Origin of the sequence: Nocardia altamirensis NBRC 108246, assembly GCF_001612685.1 — a bacterium.
Taxonomy (GTDB): domain Bacteria; phylum Actinomycetota; class Actinomycetes; order Mycobacteriales; family Mycobacteriaceae; genus Nocardia; species Nocardia altamirensis.
This window is the reverse complement of record NZ_BDAY01000075.1, coordinates 1-13,043: the sequence shown is the minus strand read 5'-3', so window position 1 is coordinate 13,043 and position 13,043 is coordinate 1. Positions and strand designations below refer to the sequence as shown.

Sequence of the window (13,043 nt, the reverse complement as noted above, 5' to 3'; positions counted from 1 at the left end):
CATGTATGCCCTGGAAGTGTCACAGCTGCACAAGCATTACGGAAAGCACCGGGCCTTGGACGGAGTCGACTTGTCGGTCGGCGCCGGCGAGGTCTACGGGCTACTCGGGCCCAACGGTGCGGGGAAGTCCACCATCATGAAGACGATCCTCGGTTTGCAACGGCCGACCAGCGGCAGCATCCGCCTGTTCGGCCAGGAATACGACCGGTCGCAGCTCGTGGATGTCGGCGCGCTTATCGAGACGCCAGGTCTGTGGCCGAAGCTGGATGCGTTGACACACTTGCGTATTCACGCCAAGTTGCGCGGCGTCCCCGAAGCGTGGATCGACGAGACGCTTGCCGTCGTTCAGCTCACCGAGGTACGCAACCGCAAGATCCAGGCCTTCTCCCTCGGCATGCGCTGGCGCCTCGGGATCGCCATTGCGCTCCTGGCACGACCGAAGCTCATCCTGCTCGACGAGCCGACCAACGGCCTCGATCCGGTGGGCATCCGCGAGATGCGTGGCATCATCCGGTCGCTCGCCGACAACGGAACCACCGTCTTCATCTCCAGCCATCAACTCACGGAGATCGCGCAGGTGTGTGACCGGGTGGCCGTCCTGGTGGCGGGCAAGACACGCTACGAGGGCGACCTCGATGGCATCGCGGGCGACGGCGATCTCGAGGAAGGGTTCTTCCGCATCCTGGAGTCCAGCGGTTCACAGATACGCTGAAGCGCGACAACACAATGCCGGGTGAGGGCGATCCGAACGGCGAGCTCGGATCGCTCCTCACCAGGGTCCGCGTAGCCGAAGCCACCGTCGGCCTGCTGCTGCGCGATCAAGAAGCCCAGCGCCCGATCCGGGATCGGGCGTGTCGACAACTCCAACTCCACACCAGCAAGCAGCAGTGTTGCGAGCGCGTCGAGGTCATAGCGCCGAATCGACAGTGCCAGTAAGGCATCGAGCACGACGGCCCATTCCGGCCGAGGTTCGGACGACGCGCCGATTGCTTCGAGGCCGCGCCACAGCAGCGGATCCGCATGGAGCAGGCTCATCGGATTCGACACCGACGGTGCGGATTCCGAGCCACGTCCGTTCGGGTGCTGCGCCGCCTCGAATTCAGGTGCAGCGGCGGCTTCCTCGACCGCGACCAGCCAAGCCTGTGCCGCAGCAAGCGCCTGACGCACGCGTGCTGAGCCGGAACCCGCTGCGTCAGCAGACATTACGATCCTCTCGTACGGCCGCAGCCATGGCCGCGACCATCGTGGTGTGGTGACAGGTTCCGAACGCGTACGCCTCCCGGACTTCGCCACGCAACCCCGACCATCGGTCCGGCTCGTACAGCGGACCAGGCACCGCACCGTCCGTCCGACGGCGGCGCGCCAGTTCCCGCCATCCGTGTGCGGTCATCGGACAGTCCGCCGCACCAACCGCCTGCAGGCACAGCAACAACTCACCGGCCAGGTCCATGTCCCCGAGCGCGAGGTACATCCCGAGCAGCGTCCGCATCGTCTCGATGAGCGCTGCCCCCGCAGGCATCGGCCGAGCACCGAAATCCGTTGCGTAGAAGACGACATGGGTAAGGGCGTAGGCCTCGTCGTCGCGAAGGTAGAGCGGATCAGGCGCGGCGGCCGCGATCGTCGCCGCCGTCAGATCAGCCACCGGCAACGACGTACTGGCGAATCCGCCGAGATCGAGCACATAGCGCAGTTCGAGCCGCGTGAGCGCCGGCTGCCAGGCACCGGTCCAGCCGCCGCAACCCGTCTCGAGGACCACCTGCACGCGCTCGACGGCGCTGCGCACCGGACAGCCCAATTCGGCAAGTAGTGCGACCAAATACGCTCGGTACGGGAACTTTTCGTCGGCACGACCCAGCGCGGAGTGGAAAGCCTGCTCCGAAACAACCGCCTGCGCTAGTTCTATCGCGCCACCGACCAGCTCATGGTCGCGGAATCGACCCCTGCGCAGAATCCGGCACAGCACAAGCAGTTCGAGCACCGTGCCCTCCGGGAACTCTCTTCGCGGCAGAAACCGCTCCCACTGCCGCTGGTCGAACCACTGCAGCTGTCCGGTGAGCCACTCCACCGCGGCATCGAGCACCGGCGCATCCAAGTCGGCAGCAACGCGGGCTACCGGTGCCCATCGGGGAAATCCATTGACCTGTCCACGGAGTTCTTCCGCAGGATGCAGCTCGGTCATGCGCGGTCACCGTCCGATCGCGAGGCGAATTCCCAGCGCGAAAACGAGCGCGAGCCCCACGAGCACCCCCAGATCAACGCCGATCGGGAGCATTCCTTGGCCGCTGCCGACCAACACTTGTCTGCCCAGGTCCACCAGATAGGTCAACGGGTTCAGGTGAATCAACGCCGAAAGCCAGGCCGGAACACCGTCCGGCCGGAACACCGACCCGGACAGGAACAGCATCGGCATCATCGTCAGCTGCACGCACGCCTGCAGGGTCTGTATCTGGTTGAGCATCGTGGCCAGAAACAGACCGAGCAGGCTGAACACGGCCGAGCCGCCCAAATAGACGCACGCAGCCAGCGCTGTCTGCGCAAGCGTCGGTGACAATCCGAAGACCGGCGCACACAACAGCAGCACCAGGCTCTGCACGCCGATGATGATTCCGGTGCTGACAACCTTGCCCGCAGGCAGGCACATCCGCGGCACGGGTGCCACGGTCATCTCGCGGAGCACCCCGAATTCACGATCCCATGCGTAGGCCAGCCCGGCGGAGATGCCGATCGTCGCCACCTGGATGGCGATGATCCCCGGCAGAATGTAGGCGCTGAACGACACGGAGCCGACCGCGCCGACCATGGCGTCGAAACCGACCGCGTAGATGGCGATGAAGAACAGCAGCTGCACGGCATTGCTGATCAACAAGCCGGGCCGCCGGACCTGACGTTGCAGATCCCGGCCCGCGATGACGGCCACCGCGCGGACACTGCCGACCATCCGGCGTTCCGGCGGCAGCTCAGCGTAATTCGGCGTCGCCGCCGACTCGTCCAGCATCGTCATCGCAGGTTCTCCTTGGCCAGAGTTGTCGCCGCAAGGTAGACATCGTCCATCGACGGCTGATGTACGGAAACGCTCACGACCGCGACGCCGACGTGCGCGACGATGTCGGCCACCCGCCGATCCGGTTCTGCGCAACGGACTTCCAACTCACCGAACCCGGTGACCACCTCGAATCCCGCGGTCCGCAGATATTCGGCGGCCAGCGCGTCGTCATGGGTCCGCAGCCGGACGCAGGCGGCGCGCAGCGAGTCCTTCAGATCGATGGGAGACCCTGATCGACCGATCCGGCCCTTGGCCATGATCACGATCTCGTCGGCGTATTCGGCCTCGTCCATGTAATGCGTGGAGTAGAGCGTGGTGACACCCAGTTCGTCGCGCATGCGCAGCAGATCGCGCCACACCACCCGCCGCGATTGCGGATCGAGACCTGTCGTCGGCTCGTCCAAGATGAGCAGACCCGGCCGGTGCAGCAGCGCGCGCACGAGTTCCACTCGTCGCGCGGTGCCGCCGGACAGCTTCTCCACTGCGGTGCGGCGATGGTCGGTCAACTCCAACATGGCGAGCAGCCGGTCGATCTGCGCGGCCGTGTCGGCACGTCGCATGCCGAACAGCCGGGCGTGGAACCACAGGTTCTGCTCAACGGTCAGCTCTTTGTCCAGGGTTCGCTCCTGGAACACCAGGCCGAGCTGAGCGCGAGCGCGCATCGGCGCGGTGCGGACATCGCTGCCGAAGATGCGCACGGTTCCGGATTTCGGGCGCGCAGCGGTCGAGAGCACGGTGAGCAGGCTGGACTTGCCCGCCCCGTTGGGCCCGAGCAGTGCGGTCAGGCGACCGGGGGCCGAGCTCAGTGACACTGCATCGACAGCAACCGTTTTGCCGTACTGCACGACGATATCGGCCAGTTCGAAGGCGTTGGGAGACATGCGTATCCCCTCGTCAGCAGAGGCCGAGGGCACGGTCCCACGCCCGATACGTTTCCGATGCGACGGCGTCGCCGAGCAGCCCTGGCGGAATCACCGACAGCAGCGCGCAGGCCACGCCGGCCGAACCTTCGAGGATCCCTGCGACATCGAGCAGCTTGAACTCGGTCGGACCCGGCGCCGACCGCGGATAGCGCATCGGATGCCGAAAGACGAAGGGCGCGTCGGGATCTGCCATGTCCAGGATCGTCTCGGCGAGCCTGGCCCGCGCCCCGAGCAGTACCTCGTCCTGTTCGGCGCTGCCGATCCGGTGCACGATCTGCAACAGCCCCGCATAGCCGTGGCACACGGTGGGTCCGGCCAGGGTCCACCGTGATTCGTCTCTGGCCAGCGCGTCGTGCATGGCCCGGAGCGCGTGCGCGCGCCATGCCGGGTTGTCGAGAGTGCGGCCCGCCTGATACACAGCGGCCGCCACCCCTGGTGCGCCGTAGCACCATGCGGTCCTGGTGAACAGGGATTCCGTTGGCGTGTCGGCGATCTCGTCGTCGAATCCGACGCGGCACGGCCAGTAGGTGCCTTGATCGTCGACGCTGATCCAGCGAATCAGCCACTCCACCATGCGCACGAGGGCCTCACGGTGCCCGGGCACCTCATGCCCGCGCTCCAGCGCCAGCGCCAGGACCATGACCGGTCCGGGAATCCCGTGCGCGAGACCGAGATTGAAGTCACCGCGCGGGTAGTCGAGGCGATCCTGTTCCACGGGCTGCAGTTCCACCGGTACCCACCAGCCGGGCACGACGTGACCATCGACGGTGATCGGCACGCTGATGGCCACCAGGTGCGCCAACGTTTCGGTGAGCGCCCGCTCGACCTCCGCGCTCTTCTCGGCGGGGTCGTCGACCGCATCGAGCAGCAGCCGCGCGGTGCCGGACAGCCCGTTGATGAGATCGTAGGACTCCCACGAAATGCCGTGTCCCACTTCCGGCTTGAGCCGTTGCAACCGGGTGAGCTGGTCGTCGGCGAGCCAGTCCGCGAGCCGCCGCCGCAAGCCGGGATAGTGGTCACCACATCCTTGCGCGGCCGCGAGCAGCGAGGCGGGGCCCGCATGCAATCCCCTGCTCGGCTGGGTCGGCATCGCGGCGCCCGCCGCCTGCAGATGCCGGTGGGTGGTCGCCGACCAGCGCGGGTTGATCCTGGCCAGTTCGGCATAGAACGACGCGGTACCCGGCAAGCCGGTAGACAGCGTCATCGGGCCCCACATCGTCGCACCGAAGAGGGGATCATGATTGTCCGGCCGACCCGCGACCTCCGCGACGACCTCGGGGTCGGCGAGCCGCTCGGCCACCAGGGTGACGGCTTCGGCGGCGCGTTCGGCCACCGAAACCCGGTGCTGCTGCAGGGCATTGCTCATCGTGTATGCCTTCTTCTGTTGAGGTTGTCCTGCACCGCGCCGCGGGCGATGGCGACGACCGCTCGCTCCCGGTCGCTGTCACCACCGAAGAGTCGAATGCAGGTCATGTGCATCAGGCTGCCGATCAACCGAGGGTGTCTGGTGCGGGAGCCCGACAGGGCCGACCGCAATGCGCGAACCGCAGCGTCGCGAGCCTGCAGTGCGTCGAGCACGGCCGCGCCGTAGGGATCTGCACGCAATGCCGGCCAGTCGCCGTACGGATCGATCAGCGCGCGCCAGCGCTTGGCATCCACCCGGAACGCCGTCGGGAGGTCGCCCCGCGAGCCGGTCAGCGACAACCAGGCCGCCGCGGCGTCGTCGCCGCACCCGGTATCCGACGTCGAGTCCGGTTCCGGCGCACCGAAAGCCGCGGCCAGCGCGGCGACCGAGACGGCGGCGACCGTGTCGAGTGAGTGCGGGCACGCCGGATCCTCGACCAGGTCCAGGAATGCGATCGCGGCCTGGCTGTCTGCTTCGAAGACTCGCTCGGCCGCGGCTATCGCCGCTCGGCCCCCGTAGCGCTCGGCTTCCGGATCGTAGGGGCAGACTCGATGCGTCCGAATGAGCCCGGCGTGTTGCCAGCTGTCGAGTTTCGCGCCGAGCGCGGGTGCGGCCTGTGCCCACAGTGTGTCCGGATCGCCGTGGAAGCGAACACGCAGATGCGGCCCGTCCGGGCCCGTGTATCGGATGAAGAACCAGCGATCGCATCCGTATTCCCGGCCTGCGTCGACCAATTCGCGCAGCTCGGTCCGGAGGAAGTCACCTTGGCATGCCGAAGGGAGATAGATCTCCAAGTACAGCCAATCGCTGCCGAGCCCGGCCGGTGTCCGAGGCATTTCGGCGTAACCGCCGTGCGCTGAGCGCGACGGCCGACTGTCCCGGCGCGACAGCGGCACAACAACTTCCCTCGTGTGTCCACCGATGCCGTCGTACGATCCCTCGGCGCCGGGCACCTCGTGCGCGACGATCGCCGGATCCTTGCGCAGCTCGTCCCACAGCAGTTCGAGGTGGGCGGGATCGCTCAGGTCGAACAACAGTCGCTGATCCATCTGGACGACGAGAATTCGCTCCGGCACGCGCCATTCGCGGCGCCACTGCGCCACCGCGCGCGCGAAGTCGGCCTCGGGCACACCGATCAGCACATCCAACCGCCACACCGCGGGCGCGAGCACGATCCGCCCATGCCTGATGCGTGGCACGAAGGGCATCTCCGCCAAGGCCGCCCACGTCCACGGCTCCCAGAGGCGTTGCCCCTCCAAGCCGATCTCCCACAGCAGCCGAGCGGCGTTCGGCGCCTGCGTCATTGCGCTGACCATGTTGTTGAGCACCGGCACAATCTCGCGGCCGGTGGACAGCTGTACCGCGCACAGTCGCTCCGTGGTCGCCCCGATGGCCACGTCGGCGAGCGCGATCTCCTCCACTCCGGTGGCATCGGGCAGGCCGACGGCGATGCGTTTCCCGTTATGCGCGACGGTGTGCGTGAGGTTCGCGGCTTTGCCCGATCGTGGCATGAAGGCGAGGTCGACCCGGACCGCATCGTTGACGTGTACCGGAATCGCCGCGGACTCCGCCGCCACGATGGCGCTCGCCTCCGGAGGGAGTAGATCGGCGAACCGAGCCAGCGTCGCCCCCGCGTGATGGGATCCGGGGCTGGGCGCAACGACGAGGCGAAAGTCACCGTCGGACAATGCATCCAGTGACGGCGCGACGACATGGAACGTCAGTTCGCACGAGTTGGGCACCGCTGCGTGCACCGGCTCGTCGATGATCAGCTCGCCGATCATCGCGTCGGTCAGCTCTACCTCGTTGGCTCCGTCCCGCAGTGCCGCGCCGAGCAACCGGTGCAACAAGCGCATTCGTGCGGGATCGCGCTGGATCGTCGGGTTCGCGGTGGCGGCTTCGGTGGTCGGCCAGGTGTATCCGTCCGGCGCGCCGAGCCCGCGGGCGGGGTCGAGCAGCTCTCTGATACCGACCAGACGGTCTGCGCGGTGTGGCGTTCCAGCACGGTCGGCGCGGTCGCGGGCGGCGTGGTGTGGCTGCTCGGAGCGGCCGGGGCGTCCTCGGCCGGACCGGCGCATCGGATCGGCGCGATCATCCAGCCGCTCTGGTCCACCTCGGCACTGACCGTCGCGATCGCCGCGGTGCTGCTGGTTGTGGCGGTCGTCGGCATGACGAAGCCCCGATTCAGCGCCGCCGCGGCATGAACCGATCGGCGCGACGGCGCTACCACTCTTCTGTGAATCCGATGTGGCTGTACGAAATTCGGCGATGCGGACGGGCGGTCCTGACCACACCGGTCGCGGCCGCGGCCGCGGTCGGCATCGCCGCGACCCTCCTTGGCACTGTGCCCGCGATCGACAGTGCAGCGGCGGCGACCGTGCCGCTGGCGGCCGGGCTCACCACGGCTGCCGCGCTCGGTGGCGAGCAGATGATCGAGCTGCAGCTCACCGTGCAGACGCCCTACCTGCTGACCCTGGCGCGCCGGATCGCGCTGGTCATCGCTGCGGTCGGCGGCGCGATACTCCTGCTCGGGCTGCTGACGGTAGCCGCCGCGAACGAACACGTCGGCGGTCTGTTGATCAACAACGCGGCGCTCGCGCTCGCACTGGTCGGCGTCGCCGCGTACGTGGTGACGACCCACCGTTCCACCGCGGGCGCGGCCACGATCGTCAGCACACTGTGGCTGGCGAAGCTGTTGGTGCTGGATCAGGTGATCGGCGCCAAGCAGGCGCAAGCCGTGCTGTTCCTGCTCGTCGCCTTGTCTGCGCTCTGGCTGACGGGACTTCGCGCGATGGACAGCGAGGCGCAACTGCGCGGAGCGACTGGATGATGCGAGTGCCTGCCCCCGCGCTTCGCGCCACCATCCGCTACGAGGCGATCCTCACCGCCAGACACCGCATCGTGTGGTTGTCGCTGATCCCACTTTGCGTATTGATCCTGCTGCTCTCGGGATTTCCCAACGGGCGAAACCGAACCGACGAGATCGCGGCGGTCGGCGACACCGCGCTGCTGATCAACTTCCTCGGCTCCATCGGCATCGCCATCGTGCTCGCGGATCAGTTGGCCGGGCAACGCAAACCAGGACTGCGCGAGCTGTTCGACGCGACACCCGCGGGCGGCCGTACTCGGTCGGCCGGAATCATCCTCGGGCCGTGGTTGGTCGCCTCGATACCAGGTGGTCTGGTTCTCCTTGTCATGGGCGCGTGGCTGTCGGTGACCGCGAGCTCGGCGCGGCCGCTCGGCGCCGCGGTGATCGGCTTGATGACGATCGTGCTGCCCGGCTCTCTGCTGCTCACCATGCTCGCCAATGTCGCGAGCCTGCTGCTCCCCGGCGCCGTTACCCGGGTGCTTGTCGTGCCGTTCTGGTACTGGGCCACCGCGCTGACCCCCCTCGTGCCGATCCCGACGACGGCACAGACCATCCTGTCGCCGCTCGGCGATTACCAAGCGGCACAATGGCTCAACGTCACGCTCTCCACATCGGATGCCGACTGGTTGCACCCGACGGCAGGCGCCGCCGCCGCGATCGCCGCGCTGGCGATCACCCTCGCCACGACACTGCTCGCCTTCCTCGTCGGCCACCTGGCCCTGACCAAGAGCCGTTGAGCCGGAACGGAGTTCGGATGACGATCACGATACGAAACCTGACCAAGGTCTACCGCGGAAACGCGGCCGCGCTGCGCGACGTCGACCTGACGATCACCGAGGGAATGACCGGACTGCTCGGCACCAACGGCGCAGGCAAGACCACCCTGATCCGCATTCTCACCGGGACCATGCACCCCACGTCGGGCACGGTCCACGTGTGCGGCTACGACATGGCCACCGCCGCGGGACGTTCCGCGGTCAAACGACTGCTCGGGTATCTCCCGCAGGAACTCGCGCTCTATCCCGACCTCACCGGACGCGAGTTGCTCGACTACGTCGCCCTGCTCAAGGGAATCGACGACAAGCGGACCCGGCGGTCCCAAATCGACGCGCTCCTGGCTCGTGTCGGCCTGGAAGCCGTTGGCACGCAACGGATCAGCCGGTACTCCGGCGGCATGAAGCGCAGGCTCGGCATCGCCCAGTCGCTCCTCGGTGACCCGAAGATCATCATCGTCGACGAACCGACGGCGGGGCTCGACCCCGAGGAACGCATCCGCTTCCGCACGCTGCTCGGGCAGCTCGGTGGCGATCGCATCGTGGTGCTCTCGACCCACATCCTCGACGACGTGGCACACAGCTGCCCCATGGCGGCCGTCCTCACCGAGGGCAGCCTGGTCTATCACGGCACCACCGCCGGGTTGGTCGGCATGGCCGAAGGACAGACGCATCTCCTGCGTGCATCCGCCCAGCCCGACGGGGACTTCACCGTAGTGAATGTGACAAGCACCGCCGACGGCATGGAATATCGGATCGTCGGGCCGGTGCCACCGCCCGAATCACGGCCGGTGGCACCGACATTGGACGACGGCTACGTCGCGGTGCTGCGGGCGGCCCGCACCTCGACGCTCTGATCGGCGATCAGGGCACGCAAGTACGCGAACTGCCCGGGGAATCGGTCGCGCAGCACCCGGCCGATGGCTTGGGCATGCTCGGAGGTGGCACACCACAGCGGCAGGAGTATCGCCCACTCGTCGCCGACCGGGGCGATGGTCAATTCCTCCAGCAGACAAGGCTTGTCGTGCCGAATGAAGTCGGCGCGGAGCTGAACTTCGAGGTGGTCCGGGACGTGATCGGCAACCCGGTAGCGAGTAGAGCCCGCCAAATCCGCGTACCAGGCACACATTTCGGTAAGACAGTCGGCCCGCGCGGCCATCCGGTGCGGCTCCGACCTGGCGGCATGGACGACGGCCGCGGCGACGTCACGATCGGCAACTCGGTCGAACACCACCGCCTGCGGCGGACGTAGTCCGTTGCGCCGCGACCCGGGACCGATAGTCAGCAGTGCCGTGTGTTCCGTGGCAATGGCGAAATCGTGGCCGTGCCGCGCCGCGCGAAACCAGAGATCCCAATCCTCGTAGCCGGCATGGATCGTCGTCCAGCCGCCCAGCTCGGCGAGCACGGTTCGGACATGGCCGACGCGGGACGGCTCGAACATCCCGTTGACGGTCTGTAGCTCCGGATGCCAGATCCGATCGATCAGGCCGCTGCGGTCCAACTCCGCGCCCGCCTCGTCGACGCGAACGCAACCCGTCGTCGCGAACGCGGCACCACCGTCCAGCAGCCGGAGCAGCACCGCCAGATGTGTTGGCGCCCAGCGGTCGTCGTGATCCAGATAGGCGACGAACGGTGCGGTCGCCGCCGCGACGCCCGCATTGCGCGGTCCCCCGGGATGCCCGTACGACTCGACCCGCAGCAGCCGGATTCGCGGGTCGCGATAGGCCCGAACGATGTCGTCCGTGTCGTCGGTGGAGCCGTCCGAAACGACAAGCAGCGTCCAGTCCTCGACGGTCTGCGCCAGCACGCTGTCGATCGTCGCCCGGATCGCCGTCGACCGGTTGAACGTCGGACAGACGATATCGATCCGAGATGGTGAATGCGTCGACACGGTCCCCTCCAGTGACTTGCCCGGCTAGTTCGGTTCCGACGCTACCGACCGAAACCGCCGTCGCCGCTGCCATGACGTCCGTGAACCGAAAGTCGGCAGTGCGCAACGTTATGGGTAGAAGGGCATGCCGACACAGGTGGAGGAAAGAATGAACTCGCAGGTCCGAACCATATTGTCGATCGGCCTCGCGGTAACGGGGGCACTCGTGGTCAGCGCGTGCGGCGGCGGCTCGGGATCGAAGGATCCCGCGCATCCGAGCCCGGTTGCCCTGCCGGAACCGACCTCGAACAGCCAGGCGGTGGCCAGTGAGAACCTGGGCTTCCTCTGGCCGTTCACCGTTGATCGCGGCACCATCGAGTGCCGCGCGGGCGGGCAGGCGGTGTTCGTTGTGCCCGACGGCACGTCCTACGCGCTCAACGACACGGCCGAGCAGGCGGGGCTGGCCAGCATAGAACCGTTGCGCGCCAACGGTTCCGGCGGCGACAAGATCAGCTTGGGCGCGCTGCGGAGCCGAGCGCTGCAGTTGTGCAAGTTCGCAGGCTGACGACGTCGCCGGCGGCGGCGGCGCGGGCACGGTTCGTCCGGAGGGGAATCCGTGCCCGCGTTGCCGCACGATATCGGGTGGAGAATCTACGACCGCGTTGCCGTACGACATCGGGTGGAGAATCTGCGACCACGCTGCCGCACGACATCGGGTGGCGCGGCTATCCGCAGGAGCCCTGTTACGCGAGCGCCTCGGCAACAATGGCTTGCACGTCGATGCCCGCCTCCGCCCGAACATAGGCGGTCTCGTCGTCCTTGTAGTTGAATCCCCACGTCAATCCGTCGCCGGGTGGGTGCCGGGTAGTGAGCAGCGCCAAGACATCATCGAGGGCGCGCCGCGGGAATTCGACGTAGGTATCCATCCGCGTCGAGAGCTCCAACTCCGGCAACGGAGCTCGCGGCAATTCGACGCCAAGGCCGACCAACGCGGCGACGACCTCCTCGCGAGTCGGGCCAGGGATGTCAGCAAACAACCATCGGGTGCGATCCCACAGGACCGCCAGGACGAAATGCACAGCACCGGGTTCGGCGGCGCCGAAAGCACAAGCAATACCTTCGGCGCGGCCATGGACCGTGTACCACCTCAGGTTCGGGCTCAACCCGTCACCGGTTTCGGCCGAACCGATTCTTTTCAGACTGTTCTCGACGGTTGTGGTGTCGAGCCCCGCTTGCTCGAGTGCGCGCCGCGCGATGTCGTCGGGATCGCCACGCAATATACCGAGCACCGTATGTTCGGGGGCGATCCAGCCCTGCTGCAGCCGATTAGCTTCACTAGCTCCGAGATTGAGCAGATCCATATATCAATAGTGCCCGAGCCACCGAAGTTCGGCAATGCGATACCGGTGGACATTCGCAGCTCGTGATCGATGATGGCAGCAATTCAGCTGTTGTGCCGCAATGCTTTTGGCAGTCTCAAGATATTCCGACCCCCGTGCCACGGTGTTACCGTCGGTTTCGATCGGCGCTCGATCTGCGTCGACGCGATAAAGGGGATCTATTCACATGACAAGAATTCGATTGGCCGCCACCGCTATTGGAATTGCGGCGGGGGTAAGCATGCTCACCTTGCCTGCCCAGGCAGCGACCGAGGCGACAACCTCAATTCCAGCAGCCGTGTCCGCCCAGCAAGTCCCGTCGTCGTTCAATGCGGCCGAGATGTACTGCTCGCCAGGGCAGGACGGCAAAATCGTCTGGCTGCAAGGCGGGTTCTACGAATGCAAGCATATCGGTAACTACAAGTTCGTCTGGGTACCGCGGCCCGACCGCGGCCCCCGCTGATCCTGCGCTCGGTCGATAACCGCCCGTGACGCCAGACGCCGGGCCGCCAACGAATGTTGGCGGCCCGGCGTCGTCCGTGGAAGGCTCTCGCCGACAACACTATTGCGCCGGCGACCGAGGTGACGTCGACGACGCAGATGATGCCGGGTCCCCGCAGAGCAGCCGATACGGAAATGCGCGCGTGAGCACCGAATCGACTGCTATGCCATGGATCGACGGGAGAGAAGGGTTTGCTGGCGCGCATTGAGCGGAGAGAAATGGTTGTTGACCGGTTGAGCGGAGAGAAATGGTTGCTCACCGCCGTTGAGCGGAGTCATA

General features: G+C 66.8%; 15 protein-coding genes. 7 read left to right on the top strand and 8 right to left on the bottom strand.

The genetic code is table 11. The features are described 5' to 3' along the window. Window position 1: 1 nt before the first annotated feature. Window positions 2-712: an ABC transporter ATP-binding protein gene (locus tag NA11_RS32980; RefSeq protein WP_069165966.1), complete on the top strand. Its 711-nt coding sequence runs from the start codon at window positions 2-4 to the stop codon at window positions 710-712. Here NA11_RS32980 and NA11_RS32975 read toward each other — a convergent pair. Genes NA11_RS32975 through NA11_RS32950 form a run of 6 tightly spaced genes read right to left on the bottom strand, consistent with a single transcriptional unit; the run spans window position 619 to window position 7,329 of the window. Further along, window positions 619-1,203: a hypothetical protein gene (locus NA11_RS32975; RefSeq protein WP_141717965.1), complete on the bottom strand. Its 585-nt coding sequence runs from the start codon at window positions 1,201-1,203 to the stop codon at window positions 619-621. The two genes, NA11_RS32980 and NA11_RS32975, sit on opposite strands and share 94 nt — an antisense overlap. Then, window positions 1,193-2,179 (bottom strand): DUF6895 family protein, encoded by a 987-nt coding sequence (locus NA11_RS32970; protein WP_084655265.1) that lies wholly within the window; start codon window positions 2,177-2,179, stop codon window positions 1,193-1,195. The genes NA11_RS32975 and NA11_RS32970 overlap by 11 nt, the downstream gene beginning before the upstream one ends. Before the next feature lie 6 nt (window positions 2,180-2,185). Continuing rightward, the gene (locus NA11_RS32965) at window positions 2,186-3,001 is read right to left on the bottom strand and encodes an ABC transporter permease (RefSeq protein ID WP_245746358.1); all 816 of its coding nucleotides are present in this window, start codon (window positions 2,999-3,001) and stop codon (window positions 2,186-2,188) included. Further along, a complete protein-coding gene (locus NA11_RS32960) occupies window positions 2,998-3,924 on the bottom strand; it encodes an ABC transporter ATP-binding protein (RefSeq protein ID WP_069165964.1) in 927 nt (308 codons plus the stop codon). Before NA11_RS32960 ends, NA11_RS32965 begins: the two co-directional genes overlap by 4 nt. Window positions 3,925-3,937: 13 nt before the next feature. Beyond that, the gene (locus NA11_RS32955) at window positions 3,938-5,332 is read right to left on the bottom strand and encodes a lanthionine synthetase C family protein (protein ID WP_069165963.1); all 1,395 of its coding nucleotides are present in this window, start codon (window positions 5,330-5,332) and stop codon (window positions 3,938-3,940) included. Continuing rightward, window positions 5,329-7,329, bottom strand: a complete 2,001-nt coding sequence (locus NA11_RS32950; protein WP_245746365.1) for a lantibiotic dehydratase — start codon at window positions 7,327-7,329, stop codon at window positions 5,329-5,331. Before NA11_RS32950 ends, NA11_RS32955 begins: the two co-directional genes overlap by 4 nt. Here NA11_RS32950 and NA11_RS46810 point away from each other — a divergent pair. Genes NA11_RS46810 through NA11_RS32930 form a run of 4 tightly spaced genes read left to right on the top strand, consistent with a single transcriptional unit; the run spans window position 7,213 to window position 9,870 of the window. Beyond that, a complete protein-coding gene (locus NA11_RS46810; protein WP_245746367.1) occupies window positions 7,213-7,575 on the top strand; it encodes a hypothetical protein in 363 nt (120 codons plus the stop codon). The two genes, NA11_RS32950 and NA11_RS46810, sit on opposite strands and share 117 nt — an antisense overlap. A 32-nt stretch (window positions 7,576-7,607) precedes the next feature. Then, complete coding sequence (locus tag NA11_RS32940) at window positions 7,608-8,201, top strand: hypothetical protein (protein ID WP_069165960.1); 594 nt, start codon at window positions 7,608-7,610, stop codon at window positions 8,199-8,201. After that, window positions 8,198-8,977, top strand: coding sequence for a hypothetical protein (locus NA11_RS32935; RefSeq protein ID WP_069165959.1), 780 nt, complete (start codon window positions 8,198-8,200; stop codon window positions 8,975-8,977). The genes NA11_RS32940 and NA11_RS32935 overlap by 4 nt, the downstream gene beginning before the upstream one ends. A 17-nt stretch (window positions 8,978-8,994) precedes the next feature. After that, a complete protein-coding gene (locus NA11_RS32930; RefSeq protein ID WP_069165958.1) occupies window positions 8,995-9,870 on the top strand; it encodes an ABC transporter ATP-binding protein in 876 nt (291 codons plus the stop codon). Here the strand turns inward: NA11_RS32930 and NA11_RS32925 are convergent. Further along, window positions 9,828-10,904: a glycosyltransferase family 2 protein gene (locus tag NA11_RS32925; protein WP_069165957.1), complete on the bottom strand. Its 1,077-nt coding sequence runs from the start codon at window positions 10,902-10,904 to the stop codon at window positions 9,828-9,830. The two genes, NA11_RS32930 and NA11_RS32925, sit on opposite strands and share 43 nt — an antisense overlap. A gap of 148 nt (window positions 10,905-11,052) precedes the next feature. Between NA11_RS32925 and NA11_RS32920 the strand changes: the two genes are divergently transcribed. Further along, window positions 11,053-11,448, top strand: a complete 396-nt coding sequence (locus tag NA11_RS32920) for a DUF2511 domain-containing protein (RefSeq protein ID WP_069166004.1) — start codon at window positions 11,053-11,055, stop codon at window positions 11,446-11,448. Between the two features lie 178 nt (window positions 11,449-11,626). On the opposite strand, the gene NA11_RS32915 is transcribed toward NA11_RS32920, so the two are convergent. Then, complete coding sequence (locus NA11_RS32915; RefSeq protein ID WP_069165956.1) at window positions 11,627-12,244, bottom strand: Clp protease N-terminal domain-containing protein; 618 nt, start codon at window positions 12,242-12,244, stop codon at window positions 11,627-11,629. Between the two features lie 205 nt (window positions 12,245-12,449). Here NA11_RS32915 and NA11_RS32910 point away from each other — a divergent pair, with 205 nt between their 5' ends. Further along, entirely contained in the window at window positions 12,450-12,725 is a 276-nt protein-coding gene (locus NA11_RS32910) for a hypothetical protein (protein ID WP_141717964.1), read from the top strand. Window positions 12,726-13,043: the final 318 nt, after the last annotated feature.

Coding starts and splice junctions, on each gene's coding strand:
- NA11_RS32980 (WP_069165966.1), top strand. CDS start 2: ATGTATGCCCTGGAAGTGTCACAGCTGCACAAGCATTACGGAAAGCAC.
- NA11_RS32975 (WP_141717965.1), bottom strand. CDS start 1,203: ATGTCTGCTGACGCAGCGGGTTCCGGCTCAGCACGCGTGCGTCAGGCG.
- NA11_RS32970 (WP_084655265.1), bottom strand. CDS start 2,179: ATGACCGAGCTGCATCCTGCGGAAGAACTCCGTGGACAGGTCAATGGA.
- NA11_RS32965 (WP_245746358.1), bottom strand. CDS start 3,001: ATGACGATGCTGGACGAGTCGGCGGCGACGCCGAATTACGCTGAGCTG.
- NA11_RS32960 (WP_069165964.1), bottom strand. CDS start 3,924: ATGTCTCCCAACGCCTTCGAACTGGCCGATATCGTCGTGCAGTACGGC.
- NA11_RS32955 (WP_069165963.1), bottom strand. CDS start 5,332: ATGAGCAATGCCCTGCAGCAGCACCGGGTTTCGGTGGCCGAACGCGCC.
- NA11_RS32935 (WP_069165959.1), top strand. CDS start 8,198: ATGATGCGAGTGCCTGCCCCCGCGCTTCGCGCCACCATCCGCTACGAG.
- NA11_RS32930 (WP_069165958.1), top strand. CDS start 8,995: ATGACGATCACGATACGAAACCTGACCAAGGTCTACCGCGGAAACGCG.
- NA11_RS32920 (WP_069166004.1), top strand. CDS start 11,053: ATGAACTCGCAGGTCCGAACCATATTGTCGATCGGCCTCGCGGTAACG.
- NA11_RS32915 (WP_069165956.1), bottom strand. CDS start 12,244: ATGGATCTGCTCAATCTCGGAGCTAGTGAAGCTAATCGGCTGCAGCAG.
- NA11_RS32910 (WP_141717964.1), top strand. CDS start 12,450: ATGACAAGAATTCGATTGGCCGCCACCGCTATTGGAATTGCGGCGGGG.